The following is a 19,060-nucleotide window of genomic DNA, read 5'->3' on the forward strand; positions in this document are numbered from 1 at the left end:
TGATCAGCTACCCCAACAAAACAAGGTGGCTTAACTAGAGCGGAATATCACTTATAAATACGCTTTTAGTTGTTCAAACAAGTGGGACCACCTCTAGAGTAAAGTACTCTCGTACAATAACTATTGTAATGCTACTAATTAAGTTGCTTAAATCTAAATAATTAAACATAGCTGCAAACATGAATCTCAATTTTTTATTCGGCTTTATCATAATTATTGTTGGCGGTGGTGCAGCAATAGTTGCGCTTCGTTCAATGTTAGAAAATGAAATTTTTATGAAGGATAGTATATGGCTATGAATAATTCTAAATTCGATAAATACTTATTGCGCTCATTTTTAAAAAATACTGGACTTGCAATAATTTCAATTAGTGCAATAGCATTGGTTATATTTGCATGTTATGTGGTTTATATAGGAATAGGAAAAGCATCAACTTATGTATTCAATAACTTTGTACTAACTCTAAAAACTATTGGCTATATCGTATTATTTTTAATCGCTTTAAATTTAGTTATCTGTTTTATTGAAAATGTTATCAAAGAAGCCAATCAAAAAAGGAGTGAAGATAGTTCAGAAGATAATGTATGAGGGTAATAAAAAGTATCATACTGGCTTACTCTCAACACTTTGATTTTTTGGTCTTTATCTCCATCAAGTGTATTTTCTAAAATATAGTATGAATCTTTTACCCTCATACACTAAGGGGTTAAGAAAGGTTTCGGCAAGAAACGCCCCTCAACAAAACACCTACGATAAAAAAGTTTTAGTGATCGTGGTGATCTGTATCAATTACGTCATTATTGTTTGCATTAAACTTAGCCTGCTCTTTATAAAAATTATAGTCGGCATTGTCGTATACAAGCTCTTTTGGGTAAGGGATACCCATTTCATCAAGCTTTAAAGCGTAATAATGCGGTATTGGCTTGGTTGGATTGAAGTATGGTTCAGGGTAGTACTGAGTAACGACTTTAGCGGAGTAGGAATTAACGAGTTGATCTACATCGCTTTCTATTGTTTTTTGTTGGTCATTGTAATAAGAGTCAACAAGCTCTTTGTCTGAGTGGCTTGCTGCACAACCTGAAAATATTAAAGGTATTAAAATAGCGATAATTCTATAATGTTTCATTTTAAATAGGCCCAGGTGTAGTGTATATTTAATGGAACGTTAAAATACTTTTGATTATACATGACTTTTAAAGATGCTGTAACACCACCTTTTAGCAGAGGAAAAAGAGAACATAAGTTCTTGGCTAAAATGTTAAAATCTGAAAAAGATAAGATTAAGCTTTATACCAAAAGTTTAAGAAAAATTACTTTTAATGAGCTTTTAATTAGAGCAACTTTAATTTTAGTTGTGGTTTTTGCGTTAAGTTTTTGTATCTTTGGCGTATACCTATCTTTGAACGGTTTATTCTCAAAAGATGTGCATTTAGGAATGATTGGCATTATAGGTGATAGTAGTAGAATAATATTATGTACCATCTCAGCTATATTGTGCGCGGTTACAGCTTTCAAACTGTTTAAGAAAGCAAAAATTGACTGGAAAGAACATCAGTCATCAAAACGATATGCCAAAGCAATAACGAAAGAGTACCAGTCATTAAATAATTTGATTTTGGAACAGATTAAACAAGATAAAACAGGCAGTTATTGGCTGAACAGCAAAGAGATCCTGAGCATAACAGAGCAATACGAAGATAACATAAATGAAAACACAAAAGATTATCTGGTAAGTTTTACGCAAGATACGACTAAAAAGTATGTTAGGTTTTACATATATAATAATTCGCATATCTCTAATGGGTATACCAATGTTTTACATATACACTCGACTACTTTAACAATTTATTCACACTGTCTAAGTTATTCGGATTCGTTGAGTGTTAAAGACCTTTTAGATATTTCTGTTAAAAGTATTTGCATAAATTATTAGTTTTACTATAATACTTTTAAGAACAAAATTTAAATGTTTCTTACGACATTAAAAGAATGGGAGGCTTATAGCTTCCCATTTTTCTTTTTAAAATAACTATTATTTTTCTAAAACATCATTTGCCTTTTTCTCAAAACCCTTAACTTCTGCTAAAAGTTCTTCATTTTGGGCCATTGTGTCAGTAAAGGTCTGTTTCGAGAATTTAATGAATTCCAATGCATCATTGATCGATTGCTCTTTGCTTGGCTTCACGTACTTCGGGAGCTTATTGAATTCAGTATCCACATTTCTTTTGATCGCAGAAAAGTCTTTATCAAGCGACTCGAATGCTGCACTGGTTGACTCAAGCTGTATACGTTCAGAAACTCTATGGTCGATGTTTTGGAACACCAGGAACACACATACAAAAACTAAACTAGCAATTAAACTATTTTTTAGAACAACTGTATCCATTTTAAAACCCTTTAACATTTCTTTGATATTTTTAGTATAATCACTTTAATGTCTTTAAAATTTTTTTAAAAAATATGTCTAAAGCCTCCAACGTTGAGCTCTTAAACTTTTATAGTCTTGTTAAAGTACCTTTTAAATATGCTCACAAAGAGGTGTTGTTCTCCATTTCTATTTTATATTTTAACGGTAAAACTAAATCATACGTTCATTATCACAAATTTGAAGATGAAGAATTGCAGACTGTTCTAGGGTATGTGGTTTCGGAGAGTCTGGCGTGGACCTTTGGATCTTTGAAAACTGATAAATTCACTGTTAATCAGAATTTTATTTTCAATACTGTGCAAGAAGTGGAAAAAAGCCTTAAAGAACAAATAAATGCTTTATATAAAAGCACGGGTATAAATGCTAAGTTTTCCATGCAATATGCCTTAAAGGATAAGCCATCTGCAGAAAACAACGACTTATTAGAGAAGATATTTGCGATTGATAAAATGCTACCATTTGCTTTTACATTTAATAATAACGGCGGTTATGAAGTTGCATTAAAAGAATGTTCGTTAAAACTAATTAATGATATTGGGTTTTTCGCTTAAAAGTCCTTAAACTATTAAATACCACTTCATTAATACTTATTTTTAATTATAATGTGGGGTATTAGTAGTTTTAAGTTAGGTCATTAATTAGTGAATAAGAAAACCCTTACCATAGCGATATTGTCAGTTTTGCTATTTGGTTGTGATAAGTTAAAGCCTTCAAATACTGATACTGCATCTCAAGAAGAACAAATAGATCCCATTGAAAAGAAAGTTGAGGAACAAGTTCGCAAATATGATGAACGTGTTACCACTTACAATCCATCTAACTACAAATTACCTCAATCAAGCCTTTCTACCACCAGCCACAAAGTAGCGTGTAATTTTGGTGTAGGGGGAGATCTACCAGCTTTGGCATCAAATGGCATGTTCTCACAGCCGTTATATCGTATTGAAGCTGAGCAGATCATGGATAAAGTTCAGGGCGATGTGATGTATGCCCCTTATTCAATCGCGACATCTGTTGAGGGTGATGTTTTATATGAATCTGAAATTGATAGCTTTGATCGACAGTTAAATACATTACGAAGTTATCAAATTAAATCATCTGAACAAAATATCATTTCGTCATCTGGCTTTTACACCAATTCAAACAAAGCTGTTCGTATGGCACCTATCCGCAGTTACCCGGTTGCTTATGTGAAGCGCTTGGACGGCGATATTGTTTCTACATCTATGTTTAATGATGCATGCGACAAAGAAGTAGGTGTACGTAACTACAAATGGCGCGAAATTGATGTGTCGGGCAAACCATATGCAAGTTTAGCATCCACTGTATCTGAGCAAATTGTTCGGGTGAATCAGTTTGGCATGTTCACCAGTGCATCAAATTTTTACAGCTACTTCAGTAGTGAGTTTGGCAACTTCTTGGATGCAAATAACAAGTTTAGATCCGCATTGGAGAAATCAGGACGTTTCCCTAAAGGTTCAAAAATCTACGTTCCATCTGAGATTAAAACGACTGATGAAACACTGGTGATTACGAAGAACCCTGAGCTTGAAATTACAGACTTCCAAAAAGACAAGGTTTTAGAGGCATACAACAAAGAGGCCAAAATACGGAATCTTGGCCAGATCGTATTCAAGGTCTACAACCTCAAAAACAATACTGTTTTCTATACACCATGGAATGAAACCAAGCACCGTGAAGCGGTCGAGTTTGAACCTATTGTTGTTATCGATGGCAAGGCTTATTCAGCAGTTTGGCATGTTCCTAATACTTTGACATTCAATGATTCGACCAGTGCTGGAAACTTAACGTATTACAACGCTACGGCGCATAACGCATTCGTCAATGCTGTTAAAGGTATATACCAAGGTCAGCAAAGCATGGTTGGTACAGAGCACGAAGATGATACCGAATATTCAATGAAGACTGCAGTTGAATACCAGAAAGCCCAGGCAGAGAAATAATATGGAATTAAGCACTATTGAAAAGAATACCGAAGCTCAAGACATTCAATCTGATGCGTATGACCAGCGTGTACATTCAGTATTGATAGTACCTGAACATGCCCTAAAAAAAATTGAGTCGATGATTTTGGCTACTGGTCATGTACAAAGTGACAGTACCAATCTTTTAGAAGTTTTAAGGCCAATGCCTGAAGAATTCAGAAAAGACGTTGATAACACCGAATTTACAGAAAAAGAAAACGGCGACATCGGTGATGCAGCCGTGGTCATTGTTGATGGTTTGATTCACGACACAAAACGCGGTGTTTGGATCTCTCAAAATTGGGGTTGTGGTAGTCCTAAATTCACCAAGCTTATTCAGGCTGGAGCTGAGCCACCAATTGAACTGATTGCCAAAAATAAGGGGGATAAGTTTAGTGCGACTTTAACGCACGAATTTCAAAAAGCGTATGAGCGAATGGGTTATACCCAAAAACAGGTCGGTTATATACACATCCTATCAAATGGTACACCAACGACTTTCTTTAACTACCTGAGTGACGAATTGCTGTGCAAACTGGAATTCATATCAGTAGACAACAACCGTTTAAACGCCTCACAAACTAACTTTTATAGTGCCGTAGAGCGAGGATCTGTTTCAGATTGGGGAGTGAGCTATCACAGAAAACCTTTTAACTTAGAAAATTACCCGATCAATTCTCTATTGGTGTCGGGATTAACAATAACTTTTATTTTGTACCTGATTTACAGCTATCTCTTTGGAGCTTAATACCAAATGAAATATTTAAACAGAACATCTCAAGATCGCGAAAAACATCATTACTTTAATCAACAACAGGGCGACAATAGAAAACAGCACAATCCGAACCATCGTCACCACTCTATTAGCTTAAATGATGTATTTCGGTCGTTATTAGCCCTTACTCAACTAGACAAAGACATCCCGACATTGATCAAGCTTTTTGAAGAACAAGGGCTTGAAATATGCGAAACGCGTGTACGCACTTGGTCAACACCCGTGCATATCAACAATAGACCAATACCACACATTATTTTTGTTGGTTTTATGAATTTACTTGAGTGCATCAATGCTGAAGCAAAACTCAAAGATATTAATCTGTTTGATCTGTCAGAAATCTTGGACGATATACGCAACTAACAATTATGTGGTTTAGCTATGACTGAAGAAATAAATAGTAATGAAAAAAAAGATGGTCCTATTACGGATGTAGGTAAAAAGTTTGCTGGTGCACGTAAAGACAACCCATCACCAGACTTCTCAGGCAACATGAATGGAATTAAGTCTGACAGCCTAGTGACTAAAAAGGAATATTGGCAAAAGCCTGATTTTAGAGCTGATGCCCAATCTGGCCATAAACCTGTAAAACATGCACTATTATTTTCTTTGGTCTATGCAAACTTAACCAACAAGCCTTTAGGGGGCGGTTGGTTTAGCATAGGTCAAAAGCAATGGGATGATGCCTACATTGCTACGCTACACTTCTTAAAAAACAAATATGAAAGCTCACACTACGAACGTTTAGAACAACTGACAGACGACTTTAATGCGTACATGACCGTTAAGTTTGGTGCTGGACGAAGTGAAAAAGATATTTTAGAACGCTACTCAGCTGGACGACATACCAATCGCAGAGTTAAACACCCACTATCATTTAGTTCAGACACACGTTTACGCTTAAAAAACTTAATCCCTTTAGGATGGCCAGACGATCGTGTACTTGATACGGATAATTATGGTGCCAAAAAATTATTAAACACTGAGACTGGTCAACATAAGTGGTATGCCGTTAAATCCATTTCAGCAAAGCGGTTTCAAACACTAGATGATTGGACGGAATACGACACATTCAATGCAGCACTAGAAAAAGTAAAAACATTTTTTCAGCCAATTTTAGATGAACGAGTCATAGAACCCAAAAAAGGACGCGCAAAACCACCCAAAAGACCGCGCTACGACAGAGTTGAAGTGCGCGAGGGTAAGGACCATCGAAAGGGTGAAAACATCGATAGCCAGTTGCTTATGGACTATTTCAAATTTTCTGGAGTCGAGTTCGGCAATTGGGTAAATCAAAAGGAACGTGCATGGTTTCTGAATTGCACGTATGACTCACTAATGGATCTTGTCGAACTTCTAGGTCTACCCGTTACGTTCGCATCTTTAGGCGGTAAGCTAGGAATAGCATTCGGTTCGCGTGGCACAGGCGTTGATAGCGCAGCAGCTCACTTTGAACCAGGTAATATGCTTATTCATTTGACCAAGACGCAAGGTGTTGGAGCACTAGCCCATGAGTTCGCGCACGGATTTGATTGTGTTTTGGCAAAACGAAACGGACTCAATAATAACTTTTTTAGCGAATACTTTCTTTACACCAGTAAAGGGCGTTACTCAGTACAGAATCATCAAGAGTCAGCATACAAACATCTTAAAGATGGCCAGACTGCAGATAAGTTTATCAAGCTGGTTAATTATCTTACTTTTAAGTCAACCAAATACCTTGATTACGAAGAAAGACAAGGCGGTACGGGCTTTATGAATAACGCCATGCACCTAGATCAATCACGGTCAATGTATTGGTCACAGCCAACAGAAATCTTTGCCAGACTGTTTGAATGTTGGGTGACGGATAAGCTGGCTGAAAATGATCAACAAAATGGGTTTTTGGTGCACGGCACAGAAGAGTCGGCAAATAGTTGGAATATGAAGTTAAGCGCATATCCAACAGGCAGAGAACGGGCAATTTTAGTTGATTTGATGGATGATTGGCTAAAAGCATTAGTGAGGTCGTGGACGAAATGAATGCAATCACTAAGACCTCAAAAAAAGAACGGATCTTATTCAATAATCCCAAAGCAACACGACTTTACAGGGAAGCAATAACAGAGCTTATTGCGTTTAAACCTTGGGAAGTTAACGCCACTGAGAATATGCTTACGATCTGCAACACCTACCGCTATGTCGTGAATAAACGTTGTTGTTTAGGGTACGAGTTTTGGTGTTACGACCGAAGCGAAAAAGAATGGGTACGTGTTAAGCCCTCAAGCGGTCGCCACAACTATGGGAAAAACTGGTGCAAAACAAATGACAAAAACAATGGTCTACAAGGCAGTAAAACGAGCAGATTTTGAGTATTCAAACGCAGCGCGTGGATACGTGTATCGGGGAGAGAAAATATCTGATGCTGAAGCGGAAAAACTAAAGCATAAATGGGCTAAAAAAGACCTGATGGACAATGCAAAAAAAGATGGATCGTTCACACCAGAATCATTAGAAATGTTCAAAACCTTGGTGAATCATGTATCACCACGGGAGTTGACCGCCAAACAGCAAGCTTTGACATACCATAGCCTTAAACGCTACACAGATTGCGTATTTAACCTTTATGAAGTCACCGCTAAACAAACACCTCCAGCAAAACTAAAACGACCGTACAGCATGCCTAGACTGGATGGTACGGATAACCCTTGGAACCAAGGCAAACGAGAAAACGATGTCTATATATACAAGGGGATTGAGTACAAAGGCATTGAAGCGGAAACAGCAATGCATAAAGTGGTGATTGCATCAGAATTAACGGCAATTGCCGGATTGGATAATCAGTTAGCGAATCTGGCCAACGAAACAGGTGTAGCGTTGTTTTCAGAATTTATTGAAGTTGCACACCAGAACAATGATTTAAAGGATTTAACATATGTAGTTTTTGATTATGTAAAACATCTAATTGTGACGATTGATCGCTATTTTGATTTAAAACTGAAATCTAACGTGTCGGTCAGTATTTCAGTGAACCGAGTAGCTGGCTATTCAAGGTATAGCATAGTTCAACGGAAATAGACGCACGAACGCAACCAGTGACATTACATGTGTCGTCAATGACAGCTTATGTGTCTCGAACGTGCACGTAATTTTGGATTGATTGGTTTGAATGCAGAAAATGTAAATTATGCAAAGTAACACCATGAATATAGCTGATGATTGTACGGTAGTACGTAGACCGTATCAAAGAATGACGACAGCTAACATGCTTAAGATTTGTTATAATAAACAAATTGTTAGTATCTAAACGACACATGAGCTGTCATTTTTTGGAAATTGCGACTACCCTATTCATTTTAATTCGAACTTTAACTTATGTTCACCTGAAGTCTAGTTAATAAAACTTTTAATAATTTTATTTATTATTTTCAATAACTTATATAAATAAAAAAATAATTATAAATTTTTGGTTCATGAACCTAATGAATTTATTGATACTTTTATAAAATAGAGTTAATTTGTCCGAGAGATATGGGTAGATATCTATTTTTGGTCTTTTTAGTGATTAGAGATATGACCATTGTCATCAAATTTTAAGGAATTCCTTAAGTTTTTTTCTTATAATTCAATAAAATAATTTTGAATACTCAAAAATTAAATGTAATATAAGTCACATTATGAACCGTTAAGTGAAATACGTTTTGCTTAAACGAATGATTGAGTTAGATCATCTAAATGATGATCGTGCTAGAAGACTCAGGTTTTACACCAAAATATTTGGCAGACTTTATTTTAAATACAATCCTAAACTGAATATAAAAAACCTTCGGAGGGCTTATTTGGCCAAACTAACCATCAACCTGAAAAAACTAAATTCTTACGCTAAGTATTTTTTCTAAAAGACACCGTACATATAGCATTACTTTATGTTAATAAAAATTTAGCATCATTTTTGACGCTTATTTGTTGTATGTGCAAAAGCAAGACATTTTAAATAAAGAATCTTTTAATATGAAAGTTACATATCCAGAGACAGGTATATACGAGCACGAACTCAAAGCAATTGATAAGATTAAAAAGGTCTTTGATCGTGGCGAAAAAACTAAAAACTGGCGAGCATATGCTGGTTTTGAATTTATGCATAAAAATGGAAAAAAAGCAGTAGCGAAAGGTAGTTCTGAGAAATTTGAATATGATCTCCTAATTATTACTCATGCAAACATTTTGGTCATTGAATTCAAGGACTGGAACGGTAAGGAAATTACAAAAGTTGCAGGAAAATGGTACGTAGGTAATAAAGAGCAAGATTCATGCCCTGTAGCTAAAAATGTAAAAAAAATGCAAATTATAGTTAATAAACTAAAGGATAAAGTTTCAGAAAAGAAAGCTAAGGGCATTACATTTCATTACCAAAGTGTTTCTCACTTTGTTGTCATGTGTGGTAAAGCAGATTATTCGCGCCTGCCTCCAGAAGATTTAGAGCACATTCTTTCGATAGATGAGTTTATACAATTAGCTCAACAGAAGAATTTTAATAATATGTTCCGCAAGCATCTGGAACGTGATGGTCGCATATATGATATTAAAAAAGAATATCACGCCATTATTGATGAAATTTTTGCGCCTGACCAAATTCAACCACGCTCTTTGATTATTAATAATCATGAACGAGGTGACTTGATCTTACCGCATCCTAAAAAGATTTATAGCGAGTATAAAGCGCATTCATTGACCATCGTTGGTGAAAAATCTTTAATGCGTTGTTGGGATTTTAATGAATTCAAGTTGAGTAACTCAAGAATGAGTCAGCCTCAACATCGATTCAACTTGATCTGCAATGAGCGCCGGGTTTTCCAAAAAATTAAAACAGAAAAGCCTGATCTTTATCAAAGTTGTTTGCACCCGATTACAAACCCAAGTCTTGATGACATGACATCAAAATATAATGAGTTGTATGAGTTGCCTGAGAACAGCTATCGAGTCAACGAATTCATCGGCGCTTATGCTGAGAAAATGTCTGAATCTGAGAAATTGGATTTATTCCAGATTTTGCTTGGTAAATTTAATCACCTACATCAAATGGGAATTACTCATGGTGATGTGGGTGATCATAGTGTGTGGATCTCTTATAAAAAGGAGATATTGCTATCCAATTTTTCGGCAGCAAATGATCAAACACAGCCCTCGAAAATTGACCCTGAACTGGCTAACGAACTCCCATTTTTGAATACAACAGCTCATCTTCCGAATCTTGCGCTGACAGCTGCACAAAAGGATGTGTATTGGTTAGGGCAGTTAATCCTTCATATTTGGAAGAATGCTCGACTGAGCCCACGTTCATTGAAAAAATTTAGTCTTGAGGAGCGAGATCAGAACCACTGGTTAGAGCGTATTTTAACACGAGCTTTGACAGGGAAATATGATAATGCATGTGCAGTATTCCAAGATTTCTTAGCTCAAAAACCTGCTGAACAAGTTAGTTATGAACTTGATGCAGATGTACTGAATCCATATTTAAATCAGACAAATACCTATATCAGTTACCCGATATTTGGCGCGCCTATTGATGCTAACCAAAATTTTACACTCTATGCATCAGGCAACATGTTAGTCAAAACATGGATGGGTAAAGTTGCATCTGCAATGACAACTTATCAAAAGAGTTGTTTTAAGCGATTCTTTGAAGAACTTAAAATGACGCAGGCTCTCAATTTGCCATACCTTCCTAAGATTATTGATTTTGGTTTATCAACTAGCACAGCATGTGTGTATCTAGTAACTGAAATGGTAAAGGGTGAAGCTTGGTCAACGGTTATTGAGGGCTTAACTGAGGATGAAAAAAATGAACTTTCACTTCAGTTATTGCATTCTCTGAAAAAATTTCATGAGCATGGCTTTCAACATGGAAACTTGGATGATGAAAAGATTCTAGTAGATAAAACAAACTTGAAAGTTAGTTTTAATGATTGCTTCCATCCTGAAGTACCACAACCTGATTCTTCTAATGCTTATTTCCCATCTGATATTGAAGATCCAACAGTCATTCAGTGTGACAACTTTACTGCATTGAAATTAATCGCAGATCTATACGATATAGACTTGGCTGTGGATGATGTGGCTTCAATGGATCCTACTTTATCCTGGCTAAATACAGCCTTGAGCATAGAAGGAATGGAAGATCCAAGTGTACGCTATATTGATAATTCTCGCTTTATAGAGGCATTTGAATGTAAGGGTGCTATTGTAAAAGAAGCTCCTCAGATTAGTATTTATACAAGTAAGGTTGAGACGCCCTTTACGATTTATCCCGAAAACGGCAAAGTTTATATCCAACTTGAGGCAGCAAGTGAGGGGGATTTTCGATTTACACTTAGCGGAATCAATGGCATGTTAAAAGGGTTTTATAAGCCCCATGAAAATCAATTAAGTTTCCTTGATTTTGTCAAAAAACAAGACCTGTGGTGGAAGGCTAGTAGGGATGCAGATCTGACTATTGATGTTAGCATTGAAGTCCACCCGATATCTGGGATGAGTAAGCGTGACAACATTGTAGAGTTAAATGACTTCTTAGCAAAAGATCAAAACTTTAAGGATGCTATTGAACAGTTTAAGCAAGCACAGCTCAAAAGGACTCAAGAGAAAGAGGAAACATTACGGGCTCTGCGTGAACAAAAAGCATTACAAGAAGAGATAGGCGATGTTATAGCTACTGATGAGCTTATGGCACAGCCAATGAGTCATCTGCCTACACATAGCCACTTAATTGATATTGAAACGAAAGAGTTGTGGAAAAAAGTCATGGCGACTGAGCGTCATGCACATCCTACAATCACTCTGTCTGAGCCGTTAAAGATAGTTTCGAGCAAACATTTTAAAGATTCAAAGAGTGCTATTGCATACTATGACTCTGCAGAAGATGTTTCAGCTAAATTTTCAAAGACCGATAAAGTCGATGTAATGTGCACTAAAGAAACTGGGGCGGGAGGTGATTACACTTTCTGCATAGGTACGGTGAATATTGCGCAATCAAAAGTCGGAGAATTGTGGATCGATTTTTGTAAAAAAACAAATGAAGTTCCTGAAGAAGCAACACTGTTTCTACAAAGCAAGGCAGATAAGTCATCTAATCGGAAACGTGCAGATGCTCTGACAAATATTCTGAGTAATAAGGCTGTCATTGAAAATCTCGTAGATTACTTTGAACCATCATTAGTGATTGAAGCAAAAGATTATGAGATTGAAGTGCCTGATGAAGATCTAGATCACTATAACAAATACAAAAATGGGGAATTGGTTAAAGCCCTCAATCCATTACAACGTAAAGCGTTCCGTAATGTGCTTAAGTATGGACCTGTATCACTATTAAAGGGACCACCAGGAACCGGCAAAACTGAATTTATCTCTATACTGGCTCACTATCTCTATGATAAACAAAATGTATCTAACATCTTAATTGTTAGTCAGTCGCACGAAGCTGTAAATACAAGTGTTGAGCGTATACGTCAGCTATGCACAGAGTATGACACACCATTAAGTATTGCTCGAATAAGCAATAAAGAGAGTGCTGTGTCTCCTGAATTAAAAGATGTCTATACAGGCTCAATTATTACGAGCCAGATAGAGCTGTTTAAGTCTAATATTAAAGAAAGAGTGTTTGAGCTTGCAAAAGATTTATCACTTGAAGCTGAATACTTGAGCGATCTTTATGAAATCAGAGTCACTATTTTAAATAGTCTTAAATCTGCGTATCAGTCAATCGACCAAGATGATCTTGATCAAAAGTTTAGTTTCTCATTAGAAGAGTATACCCAGGCTTTCAAATCAGCAATGCATAAGCTGAAGAGCATGTTTGACGGAAATCAAGACTTTTGGGATCAACTGGAAGACTGTATCAATGATAAAGAGATAACAGTATTAAACCAGTTAAATAAGATCGACATGATTACGTTCGCAGCACTTAATCAATACTACGGGGTATCTAATGAGGAAGGACTTAAAGCGAAAGCCTTGATCAATATTGCCCTAGATTATGAACCATTAATTGAAAGCCAAAATGCTAATTATGAAAGTTTTCTGGTCAAAACAAGGCAATTAGTCTGTGGCACATGCGTTGGTGTTGGCCAACAAAGTATTGGAATCGCCAATCACGTATTTGATTGGGTGATTATTGATGAAGCAGCACGTTCAATCGCTTCAGAATTGGCAATTGCAATGCAGTCAGGTGCACGTATTTTATTAGTTGGGGATCAAGACCAACTTCCTCCACTATATTCGAGCGATCATATAAAGGCTTTAGCTAAGCAACTTAAGATATCAGATGATGATTTGGAAGATAAATTACAAAGCGACTTTGGCCGTATCTTTAATTCACATTATGGACTAAAGGCTAGTTCAGAACTCTTGTCACAGTACCGAATGAGTCCGAGCATCGGCGAATTAGTTTCAGACTGTTTTTATGAAGGAAAACTTGAAACTGAAGTTGTCGATTCTCGTGGTTTAAGTGATGAAGAGCTGAAAGAAATTAAGTTAAAGCGGATTGTGCCTGATAACTATGCATCCGACATCGTAATAGAATTGAATTCAACAGTTACTTGGGTGGATACTGGGAATGCTGAGCATTTCAAAATGGAGAAAGGTAGTAGTATTTATAACCCACATGAAATTAATGAAATTATCGATTTTCTTCAGCGGATTGACCAAGACAAACTCTTGTTAAATAAATTAGTGCCAGAGCCTGATTCCCTTAAAGAGCCTGCTATTGGTGTAATTTGTACCTATGCTGAGCAAAAAAACCGGTTAAGAAAAGCCTTCTCTTTGTGTGAAGTGTCAGATGCATTGAGATCAATTGTGCGTATTGATACGGTGGATAGTTATCAAGGTAAACAGAATAAGATCATCATTCTCTCAGTTACGCGAAATGATCCAACTAAGTTTCCTGCATTTTTGAAGTCACCAAATCGTGTGAACGTGGCTTTATCTCGCGCAATGGATCGTCTTGTAATCTTTGGTGCGTCAGAAATGTGGCAAGGAGTCAACAGTAACTTACCTTTAGGACGCGTATTAAATTACATCAAGTGCCGTGAAAATCAGACTTTAGAATATCGATATATTTCAAAACGCGCCATTGTCAAAATAGTACAAAACAATCCGCACATTAATAAAAATAGATCAAAAAAATATAGAAAGGCAGGGGTATAACTCATGGAAAATTCACTAAGAAGCTATCATGACGTAGATGTTACATTGCCATCACAACTATTCAATGTGGCATTTAGCTATACCACAACAGATACCTTAGATTTTATTGATTCTATGGTATTGCGCCTATTGGTAATTGCACCACTTTCTGCTGAAAAAATAGCGCGGTTCTTAGGGTTATCTAATCATGAAACAGATGTGCTATTAACTAAATTATTAAAACAAATGCAGATAAAACATCTTGAAGATGATCGATTTGCTCTGACTCAGCGACTTGAGAAAGCATTCTCGGATGTTTGTGCAATTCCTTATGTAAATAAGATTGAGGACAATATTCAAAAGATGAGTTTTGAGATGATTGGCTTGAATCCTGAGCCAGTTAATCCCAACGCATCTGACAATGGGGCAAATTCAATTAAATTAGATGCTTCTAACCAATACCTTTCAAATGGTGAGTCTTTGGTTAGTAAGGAGTTTCAGAAAAATTTTCGATTTTATTTCAGCCAAGGATTAGTTAAGTTGAATCCATCAGTGGATGAAAAGAAGCTGCAACTGTATAAAATGAGCCAAGTGGAAAAATTGCGAGACCATTCTCGTCGTTTTACATTACCATTGACGCTTGATGAGAATTATACACCTACAGAGATTAGTGATTTTAATCACATGGAAAATCTTAACAAAATCGAAGATTCTCTTTACGCTGCTCTTAGATCAGCTAAGAAGCCACAAAATATTGAGGATATTCTAAAGGTACTCCATGAATTAGATATGGAGGATACTTTTTCAGTTGAATCTATTTTTAGCGAGAATAAGCTTAATTTAGATCGCTTATTTAAGCTAGAACACAAATCCAATGAATACTTTATCGGGCCAATATATTCTAAGGAAAATTCAGACCTGTTTTTCAAAACAATCAAACAATATCAAGACCAGAATAATGATGATAAACAGCTGTATTGGTTAGCTCCATCAGATGAATTTTGGGGTAAGTCAGATAGATTTAGTGATTTTATTGATCGTTTATCGACAACCACAATTACCAAAAACTTTAAATGCTTCTTACCAGTGGCATACAGAAATGATAAACAATCAATCGCAAGTTATAAAAAACTAATCACAGCTGAGGCAGGAGCCAAGCACTTTCTAACGTTTAAGGAAAGTAGTGTAGTTTTTGACGGTAATTTTGAGCTTTTGGTTATGAAAGACTCTTTTTGTGTTTTGATTATTCACGTTAGTGATTCATCCACAAATATTTTAACAACAGTGCCTGTGGGTATTATTGTCAAAAATAAGGCTATTGCCCAATCGTTTTATAAGTTTTTTGAAGACTTAGAGAACGATGGAGAGAACTTCTTTGGTTTATTAAATTCTAAAAAATAGAATAATCATCTTAAAAAGCTAGCAGATTTGCTAGCTTTTTTAAACTCAAATTAGAGTGGCAACAATCCAGACCAGACATTTCTACTTTGAAGTGGCTTTGTTGCACAAAGATTTGAAATGCAAAGCGCCCCTAATTGAGCCAAATTTAAGGCGTAACTTGGGTAAGTGGTCGACCTAATTCCGTAAATCTGTTAAGGACTGCTACACGTGCATGGATCTCATTCACTTGGCTATCAAAACTCCTTGCACTGAGTTTATCTCCTAATAATTTGATGCAATGCATCTTAGTTTCAACCAAACTTCGCCGATGATAGCCTGACCATTTTTTCCATAGTGTCCTGCCTAAACGTTTAATTGTTCGAAGTAATTCATTTCGCTCTAGCGAGCTACTCTTTGTATCTTTCCATTTTTTCTAGGTGGAATCACCGCATGCGCTTGCCGATCTGCAATGACCTGACGGCATTGCTTGGTGTCATAAGCCCCATCGGTATAAACAGAGTCAATCCGCTCATCTTGTGGAATCTGATTAAGTAAATCACCAAGCACCTGTGAATCACTGACATTATTGGTTGTAAGCTGAACTGCTCGTATTTGTAGGGTTTTAGCATCTATACCAATATGAAGTTTACGCCATTGGCGACGATATTCAGGTCCATGTTTCTTGCGTTTCCATTCGCCCTCACCTAGAAACTTCATGCCTGTAGAGTCCATGAGTAGATGCAGCCCATCGCTACTTTTTTGGTAGCTGATTACAATATCAATATGCTTTTGTCTTCTACAAAGCGTGGTGTAATCTGGAGCTATCCAATTTAATCCGCAAAGTTTAATCAGACTTTGCACAAAGCCAGTGACCATACGTAAAGACAGACGGAATAAGGATTTAATCATTAAGCAGCATTGGATGGCTGCGTCGGAGTAGGTTTGATTTCGCCCTTGTTTGCCTTTTGATGGCGCATACCATTGCGTAGCAGGATCAAACCAAATGGCAATATTTCCTCGACTCATGAGTGCTCGGTTATATGCGGGCCAATTGGTTGTGCGGTAGATTTTGTGTGTAGGCTTCTTCATTTGAAAATTATATCGCTGAAAAACCCTTTACAGATAGGTTTGTGCAACAAAGCCATTCAGAATTGAAATAGAAAAATTTAAAAATAAATAACTTGGAAATAGATTTTATGATAAAATTCAATCAGCTATATTAATTTCTACACTTATGTCTGCACTACAAAAAATTAATGAAGATATGATAGTGAATCTTCCTAAGGGTGATTTACACGTTCATTTAAATGGAGCTATTCCAACAAATTTAGTTAAGGAATTATTAGCAAAAAATACAAATGGAATTCCCTCAAATTTTGATATTAATAAAGATTTAAATATTCTCGAACCACAAAAAAATCTGCAAGATTATTTAAAACCATGGAAAGTCTTAAATTTAATACCTAGATCGCAGAGTGATTTAAATAAAATAGTATTACAAACATTTTTTAGTTTAAAACGGCTTTGTTGTATAAACATTCTTCAAGATACTGATTTTTAAGGATTTGTTTAAATTTTAATCCAAAAATAAATTAAACAAAATCATAGTCTTAGATATTTATGCAACAAAGCCCCATTAGAGCTAAACTCCATTTACTAATGTCATATTTAAATCTAATGGTATGAAAGTACTATCAAATATACTGTTTAAATTACAGCGATTTCATTCTTGCTTCCATTATTTCGAATTTGAAGTCTTGGAACCATTGAATTATTTAAGTAATCATAAATAACCATTTCAGGATGATGCAGATCAAATGCTTGTCCAAACCATATACAAGCAGCATTGGATGCACATGGTAAGACATGAATTTTGGTAATTCCTTTATCTGTTAGACTATGAAATAACGCATGAATATCTTGCATGAAACTTAGTCCTCGTTCAGGATTTCTTATTGCTCCATTCCCCATATATTCTGGTTTAGCAGTAATATTAATTACCGGATGTCCTAATTCAACAGCCTTATTTTTAGAGGTTTCTGGATCAGCAGTGAGATTCAATCTAATAGTAATTTCAGTACAATCTTCTATTTCACTGAAATTATTAATTTCATACGCTTTGGTTGTACATATAAGATCAGGCCACATCCAACAACTTCCATCCCTATACATAAGCATAGGTATAAATTTCCCTTTATTTCCTAATTTACTTCCTAATGCTATTAGGCATGGCATAGGGCCGAAGCCAAAAATAGCTACTCTCTTATCATCAAATTTAGTTTCCCTAAGTAATTGTTCTGTTTGAACTTCAAATTCTTCTAAAAAATACTTTTTATAGAACTCATCAGCTGAAGCTCTTAAATGAGCTGGTAATGGTTCATGAATTAGTGTCTTATCTTTATGCAAAATAGATTTTAATGGGAGAAGGCAGCTTGCAATATCACGTCGTGAAGGAGACTGAGGAATATTGCGATTCACGGGCCAGAAAAATAAATACACTGGCATAGGAGTAAAGCTTAAAGAATCTAATAAATCTTCGCATTGTGCTGTGAAATTACTTCTCATTTGCGAGAGTCTTGAAGCTGTATATTCTGCGCCAGCAACTTTATCAATTAACCTATGATGTTTTTCACATAATAATAAAATATTCGTTGGATCATCTGATAGTTGATATGAGAAGAAGGGGATACCGCGAGTAGAATTTTCTGATGCTGCAACATTATGAGCTAAAACGCCATATGTACCTTCAAATCCAGTTATTTCATCTATGTTTAATTTTGCACCACATCCTTTAAACATACATCGGCCATGACTTGAGAGATAAATCTGGTTTTTATCTTTTTCAGATAAATCGTTACCCCTACCTGTAAGATGCTCAAAATCAAAAATTCTTTTTATGAAATATTCTAATTGGTTTACAGGGTTTGGTTTTTGTTTAGGAATCTTTCTAGGAACAAAATCTACATCTTTAACTTCGCTCTCTTGAGAGGAGGTTAAATTCCATGTTTCTTTTAACTTTTCAAAATCATGTAGAGTGTGGGCATCAATTATGTGACCTTGAAGAAAGCGTGCATAAATGGAAATTTTTTTGGCAAGCAATCTTCGGACAAAAGTTAAAGTATCATCATAATTGAGAATTATACGGAAAAAACTTTCAGGGCTTTTATTTTTCAATAAGACAAAAATTATATTTTTACGTTCTTCATCAACTAATACACCTAATGAATCTATACAAATATGCTTTAAAATTTCTTCTATATATTTATTTGCATTTGATAAATCATCTATTGCTGATAAAGAAGTCTGTAAACTTAGGGATGGGTCTAGTTGCATTT

General features: G+C 35.8%; 14 protein-coding genes and 1 pseudogene. 11 read left to right on the forward strand and 4 right to left on the reverse strand.

From position 1 onward, the window contains the following. The first annotated feature begins 289 nt into the window (after positions 1-289). Positions 290-589: a hypothetical protein gene (locus F938_RS00115; protein WP_005005752.1), complete on the forward strand. Its 300-nt coding sequence runs from the start codon at positions 290-292 to the stop codon at positions 587-589. A gap of 175 nt (positions 590-764) precedes the next feature. Here F938_RS00115 and F938_RS00120 read toward each other — a convergent pair whose 3' ends face one another. Then, positions 765-1,127, reverse strand: a complete 363-nt coding sequence (locus F938_RS00120) for a hypothetical protein (protein WP_005005750.1) — start codon at positions 1,125-1,127, stop codon at positions 765-767. 60 nt (positions 1,128-1,187) lie between these two features. On the opposite strand from F938_RS00120, the gene F938_RS00125 reads away from it, so the two are divergent. Continuing rightward, positions 1,188-1,934 (forward strand): hypothetical protein, encoded by a 747-nt coding sequence (locus F938_RS00125; RefSeq protein WP_005005749.1) that lies wholly within the window; start codon positions 1,188-1,190, stop codon positions 1,932-1,934. 99 nt (positions 1,935-2,033) lie between these two features. Here the strand turns inward: F938_RS00125 and F938_RS00130 are convergent, their stop codons facing one another. Next, a complete protein-coding gene (locus F938_RS00130; protein WP_005005748.1) occupies positions 2,034-2,387 on the reverse strand; it encodes a hypothetical protein in 354 nt (117 codons plus the stop codon). Between the two features lie 74 nt (positions 2,388-2,461). Between F938_RS00130 and F938_RS00135 the strand changes: the two genes are divergently transcribed. The 8 genes from F938_RS00135 (at position 2,462) to F938_RS00170 (ending at position 15,746) form a co-directional block, all read left to right on the forward strand. Then, positions 2,462-2,980 carry a hypothetical protein gene (locus tag F938_RS00135; RefSeq protein WP_005005747.1) on the forward strand — a complete coding sequence of 173 codons (519 nt, stop codon included), beginning with the start codon at positions 2,462-2,464 and terminating at the stop codon, positions 2,978-2,980. A gap of 90 nt (positions 2,981-3,070) precedes the next feature. Then, on the forward strand, positions 3,071-4,393 hold the full coding sequence (locus F938_RS00140; RefSeq protein WP_005005746.1) for a hypothetical protein: 1,323 nt from the start codon (positions 3,071-3,073) through the stop codon (positions 4,391-4,393). A gap of 1 nt (position 4,394) precedes the next feature. Beyond that, positions 4,395-5,162, forward strand: coding sequence for a hypothetical protein (locus tag F938_RS00145; RefSeq protein WP_005005745.1), 768 nt, complete (start codon positions 4,395-4,397; stop codon positions 5,160-5,162). A 6-nt stretch (positions 5,163-5,168) separates the two neighbouring features. After that, complete coding sequence (locus F938_RS00150) at positions 5,169-5,552, forward strand: hypothetical protein (RefSeq protein ID WP_005005744.1); 384 nt, start codon at positions 5,169-5,171, stop codon at positions 5,550-5,552. A gap of 18 nt (positions 5,553-5,570) precedes the next feature. Next, entirely contained in the window at positions 5,571-7,211 is a 1,641-nt protein-coding gene (locus F938_RS00155) for an LPD1 domain-containing protein (RefSeq protein WP_005005743.1), read from the forward strand. 228 nt (positions 7,212-7,439) lie between these two features. Beyond that, on the forward strand, positions 7,440-8,246 hold the full coding sequence (locus F938_RS00160; protein ID WP_010591556.1) for a hypothetical protein: 807 nt from the start codon (positions 7,440-7,442) through the stop codon (positions 8,244-8,246). A gap of 894 nt (positions 8,247-9,140) precedes the next feature. Further along, the gene (locus tag F938_RS00165) at positions 9,141-14,366 is read left to right on the forward strand and encodes an AAA domain-containing protein (RefSeq protein ID WP_005028409.1); all 5,226 of its coding nucleotides are present in this window, start codon (positions 9,141-9,143) and stop codon (positions 14,364-14,366) included. Positions 14,367-14,369: 3 nt separating this feature from the next. After that, complete coding sequence (locus F938_RS00170) at positions 14,370-15,746, forward strand: hypothetical protein (RefSeq protein WP_005005738.1); 1,377 nt, start codon at positions 14,370-14,372, stop codon at positions 15,744-15,746. Between the two features lie 145 nt (positions 15,747-15,891). Here F938_RS00170 and F938_RS00175 read toward each other — a convergent pair. Beyond that, positions 15,892-16,814 (reverse strand): annotated as a pseudogene (locus F938_RS00175) (IS5 family transposase). A 145-nt stretch (positions 16,815-16,959) separates the two neighbouring features. Here F938_RS00175 and F938_RS00180 point away from each other — a divergent pair. Further along, a complete protein-coding gene (locus F938_RS00180; RefSeq protein WP_005028412.1) occupies positions 16,960-17,286 on the forward strand; it encodes a hypothetical protein in 327 nt (108 codons plus the stop codon). 146 nt (positions 17,287-17,432) lie between these two features. Here the strand turns inward: F938_RS00180 and F938_RS00185 are convergent, their stop codons facing one another. Beyond that, positions 17,433-19,058: an SAVED domain-containing protein gene (locus F938_RS00185; RefSeq protein ID WP_005006366.1), complete on the reverse strand. Its 1,626-nt coding sequence runs from the start codon at positions 19,056-19,058 to the stop codon at positions 17,433-17,435. Between the last annotated feature and the right edge of the window lie 2 nt (positions 19,059-19,060).

It is taken from the genome of Acinetobacter bereziniae LMG 1003 = CIP 70.12 (assembly GCF_000368925.1).
GTDB lineage: Bacteria > Pseudomonadota > Gammaproteobacteria > Pseudomonadales > Moraxellaceae > Acinetobacter > Acinetobacter bereziniae.